This is a genomic window from Variovorax sp. RCC_210 (genome assembly GCF_041355175.1).
Classification (GTDB): Bacteria; Pseudomonadota; Gammaproteobacteria; order Burkholderiales; family Burkholderiaceae_C; genus Variovorax.
On record NZ_JBFUPJ010000011.1, the window covers coordinates 261,046 to 276,870 of the forward strand.

The window sequence follows — 15,825 nt, forward strand, 5'->3', positions numbered from 1 at the left end:
ACAAACAGCAGTCCATCTCAGTCGAACGCGTAGGTGAATTCCGCGTCCTTCACATCGAGCGCGACACGGCGAATCTCGCCGCCGGAGGCCAGCCGCTGCAGGTACTCGACGGAGATGGTCGGCAACACGGTGTTGGTGAGGATGGCGTCGATCACGCGCCCGCCCGACTCCGGGTCCTGGCACCGCGCGACCACCTGGTCGACCACCGCGTCGCTGTAGTCGAACGGCACGCCGTGGTTGGCCTCCACCCGCTTCTTGATGCGGCCCAGCTGCAGCCGCACGATCTTCTTCATCATGTCCGGCGACAGCGGGTAGTAGGGAATGGTGACGATGCGGCCCAGCAGCGCGGGCGGAAACACCTTCATCAGCGGCGCCTTCAACGCATCGGCCAGGCTGTTGGGCTCGGGCAGCAGCTCGGGGTCGCGGCACATGCTCATCACCAGCTCGCTGCCCGCGTTGGTCGTCAGCAAGATGATGGTGTTCTTGAAGTCGATCATGCGGCCCTCGCCGTCTTCCATCCAGCCCTTGTCGAACACCTGGAAGAAGATCTCGTGCACGTCGGGGTGGGCCTTCTCGACCTCGTCGAGCAGCACCACGCTGTACGGGCGCCGGCGCACGGCCTCGGTCAGGATGCCGCCCTCTCCGTAACCCACGTAGCCCGGGGGCGCGCCCTTGAGCGTGGAGACGGTGTGCGCCTCCTGGAACTCGCTCATGTTGATCGTGATGATGTTCTGCTCGCCGCCGTACAAGGCCTCCGCAAGCGCCAGCGCCGTCTCGGTCTTGCCCACGCCCGAGGTGCCGCACAGCATGAACACGCCGATGGGTTTCTGCGGATTGTCCAGCCGGGCGCGCGAGGTCTGGATGCGCCGCGCGATCATCTCCAGCCCGTGCTTCTGGCCGATGACGCGCTGGTTGAGCGTGTCGGCCAGCTTCAGCACCGCCTCGACTTCGTTCTTCACCATGCGGCCCACCGGAATGCCCGTCCAGTCCGCGACCACCGAGGCCACGGCCTGCTCGTCGACCGACGGAAGAATCAGCGGGCTCTCGCCCTGCACCGCGTGGATCTTCGCTTGCAGCTCGTGCAGTTCCGCCAGCAACGCCGCGCGGTCTTCGCTCGCTCCCCCGCTGGGAGAGGGCTGGGGTGGGGGCACGTCGGCCTTCGCATCGCTCGCGGCGCCGGGCGCATCCACCGGCTTGCTCCCCGCCCGCAGCTTCGCGCGCAACTCCAGCAGCCGGTCGACCAGCCCCTTCTCTTCCTTCCACCGGGCGTTCAGCCCGTCGAGCTGCACCTTCGACTCGGCCAGCAGCGTGCTCACCTGCGCCGCGCGCTTGGTCACGTCGATGCCGATGGCTTCTTCGCGCCCGATGATTTCCTGCTCGACCGTGAGCCCCTCGATGCGGCGCATGCAGTCTTCCACCTCGGGCGGCGTGGCGTGCTGGCTCACGGCCACGCGCGCGCAGGCCGTGTCCAGCAGGCTCACCGCCTTGTCGGGCAGCTGGCGCGCGGGAATGTAGCGGTGGCTGAGCTTCACCGCGGCCTCGATGGCCTCGTCGAGCAGTTGCACGCGGTGGTGCTTCTCCAGCACGCTGGCCACGCCGCGCAGCATCAATATCGCCTTCACCTCGTCGGGCTCGGGCACCTGCACCACCTGGAAGCGGCGGGTGAGCGCCGGGTCTTTCTCGATGTATTTCTTGTACTCGGCCCAGGTGGTCGCGCCGATGGTGCGCAGGTTGCCGCGTGCCAGCGCGGGCTTCAGCAGGTTGGCCGCATCGCCGGTGCCGGCGGCGCCGCCCGCGCCCACCAGCGTGTGGATCTCGTCGATGAACAGGATGATGGGCGTGGGCGAGCTCTGCACCTCGTCGATCACCTGGCGCAGCCGCTGCTCGAACTCGCCCTTCATGCTCGCGCCGGCCTGCAGCAGGCCGATGTCGAGCGTGAGCAGCTTCACGTCCTTCAGCTGCGGCGGCACGTCGCCGCGCGCCAGGCGCTGCGCGAAGCCTTCCACCACCGCGGTCTTGCCGACGCCGGCCTCGCCGGTGAGCAGCGGGTTGTTCTGGCGGCGGCGCATGAGGATGTCGACGATCTGGCGGATTTCCTCGTCCCGCCCGGTCACCGGGTCCATCTCTCCCTTCTTCGCTTTTTCCGTGAGGTCGACAGCAAACTTCTTCAGCGCGTCGCCCTTGCCCATGGCGGCCGGCGCCATGGCGCCCGTGTCTTCTCCCGGCGCGCCGCTGCCCATGCCGGTGCCGTCCTGCGCGCGCATCTGCGCCTCGGGAGAGGCATCGCACACCTTGGCGAAGTTGTCGGCCAGGTCTTCGACCTTCACCTTCTCGAACTGCTTCGACAGGTTGAACAGCGGGTTGCGCAGGCTCTGCGTCTTCAGCATGCCCACCAGCAGGTAGCCGGTGCGCACCTGCGCCTCGCCGAACTGCAGGGTGGCGTAGGTCCATGCACGCTCGATGGCGTTCTCGATGTGCGGCGAGAAGTCGCTGATGGCGGTGGCGCCGCGCGGCAGGCGGTCGAGCGCGGCGGTCATGTCCTTGGCGATGACGGACACGTCCAGCCCGTAGTGCTGGATCACGCGGTGCAGGTCGGAGTCCTGCGCCTGCAGCAGCTGGGCGAACCAGTGCTCCAGCTCCACGTACGGATTGCCCCGCATCTTGCAGAACACCGTCGCGCCTTCGATGGCCTTGTAGGCCAGCGCGTTGAGTTTTCCGAACAGGGCGGTGCGGCTGATTTCGCTCATGGGAGGACTCCGTATCTCTTCTAGACGAATGAAGCTGTGACGATTGAAAGGCCCGCGCGCATCAATGCGCACCTGCCGGTTGACTGCCGATGCGCACGTCGGCCGCATCGCGCTGGCGCGGCCGCTCGCCGAGCCACGAGACCCAGCCCAGGCGCGGCGCGTTGCCCCTGGCGCTGCCCAGCCGCGTGGAGGGCACCTGGGCCTTTTCGAGCATCAGCTCGGCGTCCCACTCGAGCTCGTCGCCCAGCAGCTGCTGCATCCAGCGCTGCAGCACGGGGCGCGCGTTGCCCACCTCGGCCGTCGGCAGGAACATGCGGTATTGCGCGAGCGTGAGCGGCCCCAGGTGCAGGCGCACGCGGTGCTGGCGGTCCCACGCGCGCGTGCCCAGCATCGCGCCCATGCCCATGGAGCGCGAGCTGTCGCCCTGCCCCAGCCGCGTGAGCTCGTCGGCGGGCAGGCGCATCCAGTGGCCGACCCAGCGCTCCAGCGTCACGGGCACGCCGAAGTAGCTGCACAGCACGCGCTCCACGCTCTCCACGTTGTGCACGCGGCGCGCGAGCCAGCCCGAGAAGTGCAGGCGCGCGTCGTCGTGGATCTCGTCGCGCTGCGTGCGCCCCGGCGTGCCGATGCCCACCAGCGCGCCCACCTGCAGCCTGAAGCGGTCTTCGCCCGGACGGTCCAGCGCCACGGCCGGGCGCGACTGCGCCCACGCGCGGTAGAAGTGCAGCGAGAAGCGGTGCGAAAAGCTGTCGAGAAACGCCAGCCACGTCGGGTCGCCGAAGTTCAGGCTGCGCTCGCGAATGAAGTCGCTCAGGTGCACCGGCAGCGGCCCGTTGGGGCCGATGTAGCCGAAGAACTGCTGGCGCAGCCGCGGCGGCGAATGCGCGGTGGCGGGCTCGAAGCGGCTGAAGCTCGCGGGCGCGAACGACAGCGAAGGCTCCTGCCCCACGCGCACCGGCTCGGCGCCGGGCAGCAGCGCCCGGCCCCAGCGCGGCGTGGTGCGCGCGACCGATTCCAGCCGGCGCATCACCGCGAAGTAGTCGTACGCCCACGGTTGCGCCGACCACGCCTGCAGCGCCGCGTCGACGCGGGTGCGTACCGACTCCCCCGGGGCTTCGTCCCCCCCCTCGCGGACGAGGGGGCGATCGCCTTCGGGCGGCCGAGGGGTGCTCACAGGATCTGCCGCGTTCCGCACAGCGGCCTCCAGCGCATGGTCTCGCCCTTGCCCGCCACGCGCAGCACGGTCTCGACGAAATGGTTCACCTCGACATGGCGCGACAGGAAGCGCGCGAGCACGGCACCGAACAGGAACGCGCTGTGGCCGTGAAAGGCGTCCTTGTCGACCTCCAGCGTCACCTCCAGCCCGCGGCCGAAGGCGATAGGGCCCTTCAGCGGCAGGCGCCGCGCCACCGGCTTGCTCTTGACCGACAGCAGGCCGCGCACCTGGCCCTGGCGCATTTCGTCGGCATGCACGGCGTAGAGCATCAGTGTTTCGCGCAGCGCGGCGGCGCCCTGCTCGGGCGTGCTGTCGGACAGCGACAGGTAGTTGAGCGCCAGGTGGTCGACCACGCGCCAGCCCAGCCCCTGGCTCACCACCGGCGACACCGGCCGCGAAGGGCCGCGCACCATGCGCACGCGCTGCACGGGAAAGGAGTCGACGCAGTCGAAATCGTTCTCGCGGCCCAGCGGCATCAGCAGCGGCAGGTCGCGGTTGGTGCACAGCGCGGTCACCGCCAGCTGGCGCAGCGTGGCCGCGTACGGCGCCTGCTGCGGATCGACGATCTGCATGTAGACCTCGGAGCCGATGTGGCTGCTGCGGTGGCCCTCCGCGCGCTGGCGCACCGACAGCATGCGCGGCTCGCGCGTGGTCGTGAAGTAGGCGGGGTGGCTGCTGCGGCTGCCGTGAAAGGCCGAGTAGAAGGGCAGGAAGGGCTGCTCCGCCGCCGTCGCGGCATCGGGGCCCGGCACGCCATGGCCGATGACCTCGGTCACGGTGTGCACCTCGAAGTCCTGCGGGCGCGTGCGGTCGGGCACCAGGTGGAACTGGCTTACGCCCTCGCTCATGGGCACGCGGTCCAGCCGCTTGGTGAACAGGTTGACGGCCGGCACGCAGTGCAGCTGCACGTTGTCGGCGCTCACCAGCTTCTCGAGCGCCGCGTCGCCGCGCGAGAACAGCAGCACGATCTCGACCTCGTTCACCGGCATGGCCGCGAGCAGCGCCTTCAGCCCACCGACCCGCACGAACTGGAAGCGCTGCGGAAACGCGAAGTACTCCTGCAGCAGCCTGAAGCCAGAGAAGCCCGTGGCCGTGGTGGGCAGCAGCGCCTCGTCTTCCTCGAAGCCGACCGCGCCGATGGCGCTGGCCGGCAGGCTCTGCGCCGTGCCCTGCAGGGCACCGCCGGGGCCGAGCGGACGAACCAGCACGCCGATGGGCTGGCCCAACGCGCATTCATGCAGCTGCCAGGCCACGTCTTCGGCGCCGCCGAAGTGCAGCACCAGCTCGTCGAGCGCGATCTGGCTGAAGTCCAGCCCCGCCGTGGCGCGCAATGCGATGCGCAGGCCGCCGCGGATGGCGCGCGACTGCGGGTGCGCGTTCAGCGGAAGATCAGGTGCGTAGGTGAAGTACTGCGCGCGCTGCACCTCGACGGGCCAGATGCGCAACGCGCTCGCGGTACGGAACTCGCAGTGCGTGTTCTGCCCCACCGCCTGCCGCGCGCGCAGGCCGCTGCCGCGTGGCAGCAGCGGACCGGTCGCGAGGTTCGCGTCTTCAGGGTCGGGCACGAAGTTGACGACCACCATCGCCGGCGTGGGCGCGAGGAAGTGCGGATAGACGATGTCGAGCAGGTGGCCCGTGAAGCGCGGGTACTCCGCATCGAGCTTCAGGCCCACGCGCGCCGAAAGAAATGCGGTCGCCTCGATGAGCCGCTCCACATACGGGTCGGCCACTTCCTGGCCCTCGATGCCCAGGCGGTGCGCGATCTTCGGGAACGCGCGCGCGAACTCGGCGGAGCTTTCGCGGAAGTAGCGCAGTTCCTGCTCGTAGAGACTCAGCAGCCGAGGGTCCATGGCGGACTACTCACCTTGGGTTTTGCGCCATGTCCACGATCTCGATGCGTCCCTCTTCGAGGTCTACGCGGCTTCGCATCAGGAACTCGAGCGGTACCGGCTGCGCCCACAGCATGCCGCGTATCTGCAGGCCGATGCTGTTGTGGGAGTCCAGTGCCGGGCCTTCCATGACGAGTTCAACTTCGAGGGTGCGGGACAAAATGCGCGGCTCGAACTGCAGGATTGCGTTCTTCAAAGCCTGTTCCATGCTGACACGCTGCACCGACGAGGTGAACTGGCCAGACAGCATAGGCAATCCGTAGTTGATGACCGAGCGTGCCGCGTTGGGGTACTGCTTGTCGTCCATCGACAGGCCATGGCCCGTGGCGTTGAAGAGCCAGCCCAGGTCGCGCAGCACGGCCTGCCGCAGCGCCTGCTTGGTCAGCGTGCGCTTCTCGTCGCCCTCGCGCTGCTCGTCGGGCGCGTGGTCGACGAGGCGGTCGAGCAGCGAGGGCTGCAGCCGCTCCTGCGCGGTGAGTTCAGGCATCGCGCGTGCCCTCACTTTCGCTTTCGTTCCCGCTCTCTCTCTCGCTCTCGCTCTCATTTTGGGCTTGGGTGAACAAGATCTCGCGCACGTCCATCAGCGCGTACTCGCCGGCATCGCTGCCCAGCACGCGCTGGCCGTGGCCGGCCCACACCTCGGGGCGCAGCTCGCGCCATTCGGTCTTGCGCGCAAGGCTCAGCTCGCCGTCTTCGCACTTCTCGGTGCCTTCGTAGCGCGTGGGAATCAGCGCCAGCGTTTCACCGCCGTTCTCGAACTGCAGGTGCGCGGGCATCCACACGCAGTCGCGCAGGTCCTCGGGCGGTTCGATCTTGATGTGCGCGAGCCGCGCGTAGGGAATCCAGTAGTACTTGCCGTTGACGAAGGCCTCCAGCACCGGGCCCAGGCGCATGTCGGCATCGGCGAGCCATTCGAAGGGCACGCCGTCGATGGTGCCCGCGATGGCGGGCGCACCGTCGAAGGCGCGCTGGCGCAGGTCTTCGGCCAGCGCGCTTTCACCGCGGCCCTGGCGCAGCAGCGACTCGATGAGCAGCGCCAGCCACTCGTCGGGCTGGCCGAAGATCATCGGCGTGCGCGTGCCCGCGAACACCTCGGCGCGCAGGCCTTCGCAGCGCACGGCCTCGCCGTACACCTGCTTCATGGGCACGGCCAGCGCATCGAGTTCTGCCGCCACGGTGAGCTGGTTGAGCGCGCGCTCCCACTGCCCCAGCACGCACAGCAGCTGCGCCATGAACACGCGGTGCTTGCTGTCGGCGGGCTTGGCGCGCACGTCGTCGCTCAGGGCCTTCAGGGCGGCCACCGGGTCGGCGGCCTTGAGGAATTCGGCGGCGGTCGTCATGGGGTGTGCTCCTTGAATGGGTGCATGGGGTGCGGCTGCATCGCGTGCGGGGTCATCACGTGCGGTTTCTTCATGCGCGGGTGAACTGGCATTCGCGCACCGCGCCGCGCGCGCCGGTCGACTTCTGCGGCGCCGACTTGAGCTTCAGCGTGCGGTAGCTGATGGAGATGAGCTCCGACGGCACGCCCCAGTTGCCGCCGGAGTTGAGCACCAGGCGGCACACGCGCGCGTTCTCCAGCACCATCTCGAAGATGGGCTGCGCCTCGGTGGAGCGCTGGTCGCCGCCGGCCTTGAAGGCGCTGACGATGACCTTCAGGTCTTTCTCCTGCGCGCGCAGCAGGCTGGCGATGGTGGCGGTGGCCGCGTCGCTGCGGCGCGCGACGATCAGGTTGTTGGGCACCACCTGGTTCTGCGCCGACGACTCGGGCACCTGCACCGACCAGTAGTAGCCGCCGATGCTCAGGCGCGCCTTGCCGTCTTCGAAAGACCGCTCGAGCTCGCCTTCGACGGGTGCGCCCTTGTTCTCGATCATCATGACCAGGTCGACCTCTGCGGAGCCGGTGCCCACCAGGTCGTAGAAGCGCCGCGCGTCTTCGGGGCTCCAGGAGCCGTCGTCTAGAAATGCCATATCACCTCCGGTGTTCGAAAAGAAACTGAATCGGAAACGGGTGCGCTTGCCTCATGGCCGCGCTCCGCCGTCGGGCCCGGTGCCGCGGCGCAGCAGCGCGGCGAACACCTGGCGCTCGCTGCGTTCGGCCGGCGGCTGGCCACCGCGCACGCGCACCTGCGCCACCTCGGCCTGCACGCCTTCGGCCTGCGCGGACGCCATGCCGAACAGGCGCGGCGCGCTGTAGGGCGTGGCGGGCACGGCCATGACCAGCAGGCGCGCGTCGCCACCCGCGTCGAGCCACGGCAGGTCGAAGCGCTTGACCGCGGGCTGCTCGGGCGTGCCGCGCTTGAAGCGGTTGCTCTCGCCGGGCTCGTCGGGGTACACCGACTGCAGCGTGCCGCGCGCGTCGATGCCGGCCACGACCAGGTCCAGCGAGCGGCCGCTGGTGTTGCGCACGTTCAGGCGCAGGCGCTCGCCGGTCGCGAGCCCGGGCAGCGCTGGCAACGCGCCGGCGGCTTGCGCGACCGGCGTGCTGCGCAGCATGCGATCGGCGCTCCAGACCTCCAGCGCGGCGTCGAAGCCGTCGAGCTGGCCCTCCTTGGCATAGGCCTGCAACTGGGCGAGCCACTTGAGCTGCGCCAGCGCCTGCAACCGGCGGCGCAGCGCGGCGGTGTCGGGCACGACCACGGCGGACACCGTGGTGCCGAACATCGGCGCGAGCAGCTCGATGCGGTGGCCCGCGGCGCCCAGGTCGGTCCAGCGCACGTCGGCGTTCGCTGCGTCCTCGGCCGTGCGAATGGCGGCCGGGTAGTCCAGGCTCAGGCCGGCGGGCAAGGGCTTGTCGGCGCGCACGCGCAAGGCGATGGCGGCGGGCTCGGTGAGCGGCGTGACGCTCCAGAAGGCGCTGCCGGCCACGTCCTTCAACGCGGCGGGCACGGCGAGCCCCGCGGCGCCCAGCCTGGCCTGCGCGACCGTGCCCGGCGCGCTGCGCACCGTGCCGTCATCGAGCGTGGCCAGTACGCGAACCGGCAGCTGCGGCGCGAGCCCGTCGAGCAGGCCCGCGCCGATGGCCAGGCTGTCGCCGCTGCGCTGCGCGCGCCACACCGGGCGCGTGGACGCGGGCGCGCCGCTGTTGGCGAACAGCGGCGCATCGAGGTTGCCCTCGGCCACCGGCGAAGGCAGCTCGCGCGTGGGAAAGCGCTGCGCGAGCTCGTCGATGACCGGCGGGTACAGCGCGAGCACGCCGTCGAACAGGTCGCGCCAGGTGGCGGGCTTGCGCGACAGCGCCTCGACCACGGCCCAGGTCAGCAGGCCTTGCGCGCGAGCGTTGCGCGCCTTGCGCGGCAGGCGCAGCTCGGGCGTGATCTGGTGGCTCTCGGAGGCGAAGAAGGCGACGTAGCGGGCGCGCGGCACGGACTCGGCCGGCAGGGGCAACACCGGCACGGGGGTTGCGCGCGCGGATGATGGCGCGGACACGTTCCCGCCGGTGAGCTGCATCGAACGCAGGCCGCGCCAGCGCACCTCGTCGTCGCCCGCGCCTTCGGCGGTGGCCGGCGCATCGACGCTGCCGCGCGTCATGGAGTTGGCGGAGCAGGTGTCGAACACCGAGGCGACGAACACGTTCTTCGCGAGAAAGGCCTGGATCCATGCGTCGAAGTCGGCGTCGCGCAGGTCGCCGCTGAGCACGGTGTCGGCGCCGAGCGTGCCGCGCACGTCGCGCGCGAGAAAGTTCTCGGACAGGCCGTCGGGCTCCTGGTAGCGCTTGGCCACGTCGCGCAGGCGCGTGCCGTGGCCGGAGAAATACAGCAGCACGAAGTCGCCGCTCTTCGATTGCGCGAGCAGGCGCGCAAGCGCTTCGTGGATGGCCTGGGCCTCGGGCAACGCGGCGCCGGGCACGCCGTCGGCAAGCGTGGCGATGTCGGGCGCGGCGAAACCTTGCTTTAGCAGGGCTTCGCGCATGAGCATCACATCGTTGCGGGGAGCCTGCAGCCACAGGGCCTGCGGCTGGTTGACGAGTTCGGAGACGCCGACGAGCAAGGCGCGCGGGGTGGCGAAGGCGAGGCTGCCGCAGGCAAGCAGCCAGAGCACGAGCAGCGCCTGCAAGATGCGCTGCTGTCTTGCTCCTTCCCCCTTTGGGGGAAGGCTGGGATGGGGGCACGCAGGGCGCTCGACAGACACGCCGCTTGCCCCCACCCCTACCCTCCCCCGGAAGGGGAGGGAGAAACGCAGGAGCAGGGCGGCGCGCGTCATTGCCGCTCCGACGCCGGCCCCGCCGATTCGACCAGCGGCGATGCCGCCAGCACCGCCAGCGCATCCACCGGCTCCGGCACGCGCAGCAGCCACGCCCCATTGCCGCCGGGCCCGCCCACCACGTCCGCGGAGATCGACTGCAGCAGCCGGTCGGCCTCGTCCATGCGCACGCCTTCTTTCCAGCGCATCACGAGATCGACCCTGACGGTTGCAGCCGCAGGCGCGGCCGGCACGTCGCGAAAGCGCACCTCGTCTTCGTCCGACGCGTCGCGCCCGCCCAGCAGCCCGATGTTCTGCACCAGCACGCACAGCGCCAGCACCGCGAAGGCCGGCCGGGCCCAGCCCTCGGCGCCGAACCAGCGGCGGATGCTGCCCCACCAGCCGCCCTCGGGCCTGGGCTGCGGCCTCGCGCGCGCAGGAGCGACGTCCTCCCCTGCATCGACCTGCGGCTGCACCCGCGCCCTGCCCAGTTGCAGCCCCGCATTGCGGTACAGCCCCTGGTAGTCGATCCGCGGATCGTGCGGGCCCAGCGGCGTGCCCGACAGCACCGAAAACGCCCCGCCCACCTCGCGCAGCGCGATGCGCCCCGGCTCGGGCGCGATGTCCGGCGCGGCATGCGCGGCCCATTCGTCGTGCACCGCGCGCATCGCCGCGAGCCGCGTGGCCGAGAGCTCGCCCAGCACGCGCGCGCGCAGTTGCGGGCCGGGTTGCAGCGTGACCACGTTCCAGGTCTGCACCACGCCGAACATCGGCTCGAAGGGCTCGTCGTCGGGTTCCAGCAGCACGTCGAAGGCGCCGGCCCAGTCGGCCTCGCCGGCGGCCATCCAGCCCTGCCAGCGCTCGCCGTCGGTCTCGATGCAACGGTCGAGCAGCACGCCGAGCAGCCGCCCCTCGTGCACCACGCTCACCAGCCGCCCCGGCGCCCAGCGCGCGGGAAAGGCACGGCGTGCGACGGCCTCGCGGCGCCGCGCCAGTTCGGCCAGCGGCATCAGCAAATCGACGGCGCCGTCCATGCCCGCGGGTTCGGCGCCCGGAACGGAGGTCGAACCCGTGGGCATGGCGACCACGGCCACGCCAGGCACGTCGTCGGCTTCCGCTTCGGGCACGGCCGCGCCGGTCTCCAGCGCATTGCGAATCACGCTGAGCGGGGGCCAGAGGTCGGTGGTCATGGCGTCTGTTCCTGAATGGCTATGTCTTCAGGCATAAGACGCTTCAGCCCCCAGGATTTTGAAAACCTGCAGGATCGCGGCCATGTTCTCGGGCGCCAGCGCGATGCCCAGCGTCTGCTGCAGCCAGCCGCCGAGCCGGGTCTTTCCGTAGTCCGCGGTGAGCCCCTCGCGCTTGTGCACCAGCCCCAGGCGCCCCGCGCGGTAGTGGTACGAGGCAATGGCGTGGCGCGACGCAATTCCCGACAGCCCGCCCTCGGCCTCCTGGCCGAAGCCCTCGCACAGCAGCAGGCGCTCGGGCTCGGGCAGCCCGGCGATGAAGGCGCGCGCGGCCAGCTGCACGGCCTGCGCGCTCAGGCCGTGCTCGGCCAGGCAGCCGTCGAGGTCGTTGCCCGCGCCGAGCGCGTCTTCGAGCTGCGCTTCGCTGACCTGGTCGCCGATGGAGAGCTTGCGCCGGAACGAGCTGGCGCGCGTGCAATCGATGAGGTAGCGGCGAAAGTACGCGCACAGCGCGAAGGCCGTCGACGGCGCGCTGTGGGCCGCGCGGTCTTCGGCTTCATCGCCTTTTTCTGCTTCGGCTGCGTTGGGGTCGGCGGCGTCGATGTTCAGCCGCAGCACCTTCACGTAGATGAACTGCGCCACCAGCTCCTGCCGCCCCTCGCCCAGCACCTGCAGCTCGGGCGGGTTGCAGGCCCGCAGCGCGTCGCCCACGATGCGGTACATCGCGCCCATGTCGTTCGGCGACAGCGCCTGCCGGCGCCGCCAGAGGCGCACGAGCTCGCTGCTTTGCGCGGACGAGAGCGTTTCCTGCATGAGGGGTCGAAGCCGCGCGGCCCGCTCAGTCGTCGACGCAGCTGCCTTCCGACGGCACCAGGCACTGCGGCAGGTCGGCGCCCACCGCGGCGCCGCGCGTGCGAATGGTGGAAGACACCGCGGCCTGCGCCACGGCCAGGCCGCGCGGCAGAAGAATCCACAGCTGGCCGCGCTCCTTCATGCGGCGCGCGTTGGTCGCGGCCTGCTGGCCGTTGCCGAAGAAATAGTCGGCCCGCACCGCGCCGCGAATGGCGCCGCCGGTGTCCTGCGCGATGGTCAGGCGCTGCATCGGCGCGCCGCTGCCGGGCGTGCGCGTGGACACGAACACCGGGTAGCCCAGCGGCGTGCTGCGCGGGTCCACCGCAATCGAGCGCCCCGCCGACAGCGGCACGCCGAAGGCGCCCACCGGTCCGCCGACCGGCGAGGTGGCCTCCTTGAAGAACACGTAGCTCGGGTCCTTGATGCCCGAGCCCGCCACCGCGCCCGCGGCACGGCGCCCCGGCACGACGACCGGCCCGCTGGCCACCGGCCGCGCGAGCGTGAAGCCGCGCGTGCGAATGGCGCCGCTGTCCACGGCGCCCGCAGCCCCCGCAGCGCCCGCGTCGTCGTCATCGCCGTCGTCGAGCTGCAACTCGATGGACGAGCCGCGCACCTTCACCGGACTGCGCGGCTTGCCGTTGGCCGCCTGCGCCAGCACCGGGCGGAAGGGCTGGCCGTTCTGCTCGGCGTAGGCCACGCGCACGATGTCGCCGTTGGCCATCTTGATGCGGCCCGAGCCCTGGATCTGCATCTCGTACAGCGCGGTGGCGCTGCTCACGAAGGCCAGCACCTTGGCGTTGGGCGCGCCCTTGGTCTCGATTTCTTCGCGCGTGTAGTACGGCAGCAGCTGCTTGCCCTCGATGCGCAGGCGCACCTTGCGGTCGAGCGTGTCGCGCGCGATGCCCGACAGGTCGAGCACGTACAGGCCCGGCGCGCCCATGTCGCGCGTGCTCAGGCCGGTCTGCACCAGCACGTTGCGGCCTTCCACGCGCGCGGCCACGGTGGTGTTGCCCGCGGGCAGCTTGCGCGCGTCGGCGAACAGCATGTCTTCCGGCTGGCCGTACACGGGGTAGATGAAGGGCGCGCCGTACTGGCGCGCGCCCGCGATCTCGGGCTCGAAGTAGCCGGTGACCACGCCGTCGGGGCGGCGGTCGTCGTCGCGGATCTGGTACGCCGAGAACTCGCTTTCGAAGAAGCCCCGGATGGCGTTGGTGCTCTTGCCGTCGACCCGCAGGGCGCGCGCGCACACATCCTTCCACTCCGCACCGCGGCCGGTGAGCACCTTGCAGCTGCCGAGAAAGGCGGGCCAGCTCTCGGAGAAGTCGTCGCGCGACCAGCCCGGCACCGCGTCGAAGCTCACCGAGGTGTAGGTGGCCAGCTGCGTGGAAAAGGTGCGCGCCTGGCCGGCCACGCTCGCACCCGCGGGCGGCGAGGGGCGCGGGCTCGCGGTGTCAGGTGGCGTGGCCGCGGCGCTGGTGGTGGCGGCCGGTGGCGGCGCGGCGCAACCGGCCAGGGACGCCAGCGCGGCGGCCGCGGCCCAGCGAAGTGCGCAAGAGACGAGCGGATGCTGCGGGGTGTTCATGAAAGCCTCCTTGGTCCGTAGATGGGCGGCCCGGAGGCCGACGCCCTACAGACGATTACTTCTCGACGATTTTGAAATTCGCGACGCCGTAGACGTCGTTGCATGGGGCGCCGCCCGAACCACTTGCACCACCTGAACCGGCCGGGCACACCGGCTTGCCCAGCAACGGCGAAGGCCCGCTGCCGCGCGTGGCCTCCAGCGCGGCCAGCACCGGCAGCGGAAACACGGGGAACACGCCGTCGTTCTGCACGCCGGCGGCGCTGAAGTCGCGCTCGTGCTCGCTCACGAGCACCGCGAACTGGTCGGTGCCGGCCGGGCCGCCCGCGTCCATCGGCCACGAGGCGCGCGGCAGCGACAGGGTGCCGCCCGCGGTGATCTTGTTGTACTTGTCCAGCAGGTTGGGGAACAGCAGGAACATCTCGCCGCCGCTGGACAGCAGGAACACGTAGACGAAGCCCTCGCGCTTGCTGCGCACCTCGAAGGCCAGGCGGTCCTTGCCGATCGTGACCTCGGGCTTCCTGGGCGCGGCCGTCACGTCGAAGCCGGCGGCGGCGCCGGCCGCGAGCGACAGCAGCGACTCGGTGGGCGTGCGCGGGGCCGGGGGTGGCGCCGGGGCAGGCGGTGGCGGCGGCGGTGGTGGCGCTTCGGCGACCTTGGTGTCGGTTTGCTGCTGCTGGGGCGGCGGCGCTGCGACCACGGACGGCTTCGTGCCGTCGCCGGCACCGGAACGCCCCTGCAGCCACCACCAGCCACCGCCGGCCGCGACCGCGAGGACGGCGAGCGATGCGAGAACGGCGACGGTCTTGTTGCTCTTCGTGCCTGCGCTGCCCGCGTTGCCCGCGGATGAAGAGGCCGGTGACGGGGCTGGTGCCGGTGCCTTGCCACCCGACTTGTTGATAGCCTTGTTGCCGCTGGCGATGACGGTGGCCGCGTCGGCATTGGCCGCACCGGTGCCCGTGCCTGCGCTGCGCGGCGGTTGCGTGCGCGGCATCTGCGCGATGGTGTGCCCTGCATCGAGGTCGAGCGCCTCGCGCAGCTCGGCCATCGACTGCGGGCGTTGCTCGGGCCGCACGCCCAGGCCCGCGTCGATGGCTTCCAGCAGCCGCGGGCTGTAGCGCTGGCGCAGGATGTCGTTGCCCGCCAGCGGCACGTAGCTGTCGGACAGCAGGCGCGCCACCGACGGCGGCGGCGCGCGCCCGCACACCGCCACGTGCATCACCGCGGCGAGCGCGTACACGTCGGTCCATGCGCCTTGCGACATGTCGGGCATTTCGGCGTACTGCTCGATGGGCGCGTAGCCGGGCTTGAGGATGACGGTGATGGCCTGCGTCTTGTCGGTGATCACGCGGCGCGCGGCGCCGAAGTCGAGCACCACGGGCCGGCCCGAGCCTTCGAGCAGGATGATGTTGTCGGGCGCGATGTCGCGGTGGTAGCAGTTGGCGCCGTGCATCACCGCCAGCGCCTGCGTGACGCCGTCCATGATGCGCAGCAGCCAGCCCTCGTCCACGCCCGCGGGAATGGCCACCAGCGCCTCGCGCAGCGTGTCGCCGCGGTAGAAGGGCATGACCATGTATGTGGTGCCCTTCTCTTGCCAGAAGCGGTAGACCTTCAGCAGCGAGGGGTGGTCGAACTGCGCGAGCAGGCGGGCTTCGTTGATGAAGCTGCGCATGCCGAGGTCGAAGGTTTCGCGGTGTCTTTCCGACAGGGGGACCACGGTGCCGTCGTGCTGTCTCGTGGACAGGGAGGTCGGCAGGTATTCCTTGATGGCGACGACGCGTTCCAGCGTGTGGTCCCAGGCTTCGTAGACGACGCCGAAGCCGCCCTGGCCTATGACGCGGGTGACTTCGAATTCTGCGAGGCGGCTGCCTACGGGGAGGAGGCCGGCTTCGTGAGGGGACGATGTTGTCGATGCGCCGGGGGCTGGCGCGGTGCCTGAATGGCTGGTGGTTGCGGCGCCGGCTGTGATGACTGTGGCGGATGTGTCGACTGTTGCCGTTGTCGGCTGCGGCTGCTTGGGTACAACGCGGGTGCGGTCGTCTTCGGAGTTGTCGGGGGTCATCGACGGGCTCCTTTTTTTGTGCTGTCTTGAGTTCTCTTTCCGGGGCCGGGTCTCGCCCCGGCGGGCGATCTACTTTCTTTTGCTTCGCCAAAAGAAAGTAGACAAAGAAAAGGC

At 70.5% G+C, this 15,825-nt stretch carries 11 protein-coding genes; all 11 read right to left on the minus strand.

Features of this window, described 5'->3' with window-relative positions:
- Window positions 1-17 precede the first annotated feature (17 nt).
- Complete coding sequence (tssH, locus tag AB6807_RS27240; RefSeq protein WP_371086979.1) at window positions 18-2,747, minus strand: type VI secretion system ATPase TssH; 2,730 nt, start codon at window positions 2,745-2,747, stop codon at window positions 18-20.
- Window positions 2,748-2,808: 61 nt separating this feature from the next.
- A complete protein-coding gene (gene tssG, locus AB6807_RS27245) occupies window positions 2,809-3,921 on the minus strand; it encodes a type VI secretion system baseplate subunit TssG (protein ID WP_371086980.1) in 1,113 nt (370 codons plus the stop codon).
- Window positions 3,918-5,813 (minus strand): type VI secretion system baseplate subunit TssF, encoded by a 1,896-nt coding sequence (tssF, locus tag AB6807_RS27250; RefSeq protein ID WP_371086981.1) that lies wholly within the window; start codon window positions 5,811-5,813, stop codon window positions 3,918-3,920. The genes tssG and tssF overlap by 4 nt, the downstream gene beginning before the upstream one ends.
- A 10-nt stretch (window positions 5,814-5,823) precedes the next feature.
- Window positions 5,824-6,339, minus strand: a complete 516-nt coding sequence (gene tssE / locus AB6807_RS27255; RefSeq protein WP_116913954.1) for a type VI secretion system baseplate subunit TssE — start codon at window positions 6,337-6,339, stop codon at window positions 5,824-5,826.
- Window positions 6,332-7,192, minus strand: a complete 861-nt coding sequence (locus tag AB6807_RS27260) for a type VI secretion system accessory protein TagJ (RefSeq protein ID WP_371086982.1) — start codon at window positions 7,190-7,192, stop codon at window positions 6,332-6,334. The genes tssE and AB6807_RS27260 overlap by 8 nt, the downstream gene beginning before the upstream one ends.
- Before the next feature lie 70 nt (window positions 7,193-7,262).
- On the minus strand, window positions 7,263-7,820 hold the full coding sequence (locus tag AB6807_RS27265; protein WP_116913952.1) for a type VI secretion system tube protein Hcp: 558 nt from the start codon (window positions 7,818-7,820) through the stop codon (window positions 7,263-7,265).
- Window positions 7,821-7,871: 51 nt separating this feature from the next.
- Window positions 7,872-9,905 (minus strand): caspase family protein, encoded by a 2,034-nt coding sequence (locus AB6807_RS27270; RefSeq protein WP_371086983.1) that lies wholly within the window; start codon window positions 9,903-9,905, stop codon window positions 7,872-7,874.
- Window positions 9,906-10,048: 143 nt separating this feature from the next.
- The gene (locus tag AB6807_RS27275; protein WP_371086984.1) at window positions 10,049-11,221 is read right to left on the minus strand and encodes a hypothetical protein; all 1,173 of its coding nucleotides are present in this window, start codon (window positions 11,219-11,221) and stop codon (window positions 10,049-10,051) included.
- Between the two features lie 27 nt (window positions 11,222-11,248).
- Complete coding sequence (locus AB6807_RS27280) at window positions 11,249-12,031, minus strand: hypothetical protein (protein ID WP_371086985.1); 783 nt, start codon at window positions 12,029-12,031, stop codon at window positions 11,249-11,251.
- Window positions 12,032-12,056: 25 nt separating this feature from the next.
- Complete coding sequence (locus tag AB6807_RS27285) at window positions 12,057-13,652, minus strand: murein transglycosylase A (RefSeq protein ID WP_371086986.1); 1,596 nt, start codon at window positions 13,650-13,652, stop codon at window positions 12,057-12,059.
- A 55-nt stretch (window positions 13,653-13,707) separates the two neighbouring features.
- Window positions 13,708-15,711 (minus strand): protein kinase, encoded by a 2,004-nt coding sequence (locus AB6807_RS27290; RefSeq protein ID WP_371086987.1) that lies wholly within the window; start codon window positions 15,709-15,711, stop codon window positions 13,708-13,710.
- Window positions 15,712-15,825: the final 114 nt, after the last annotated feature.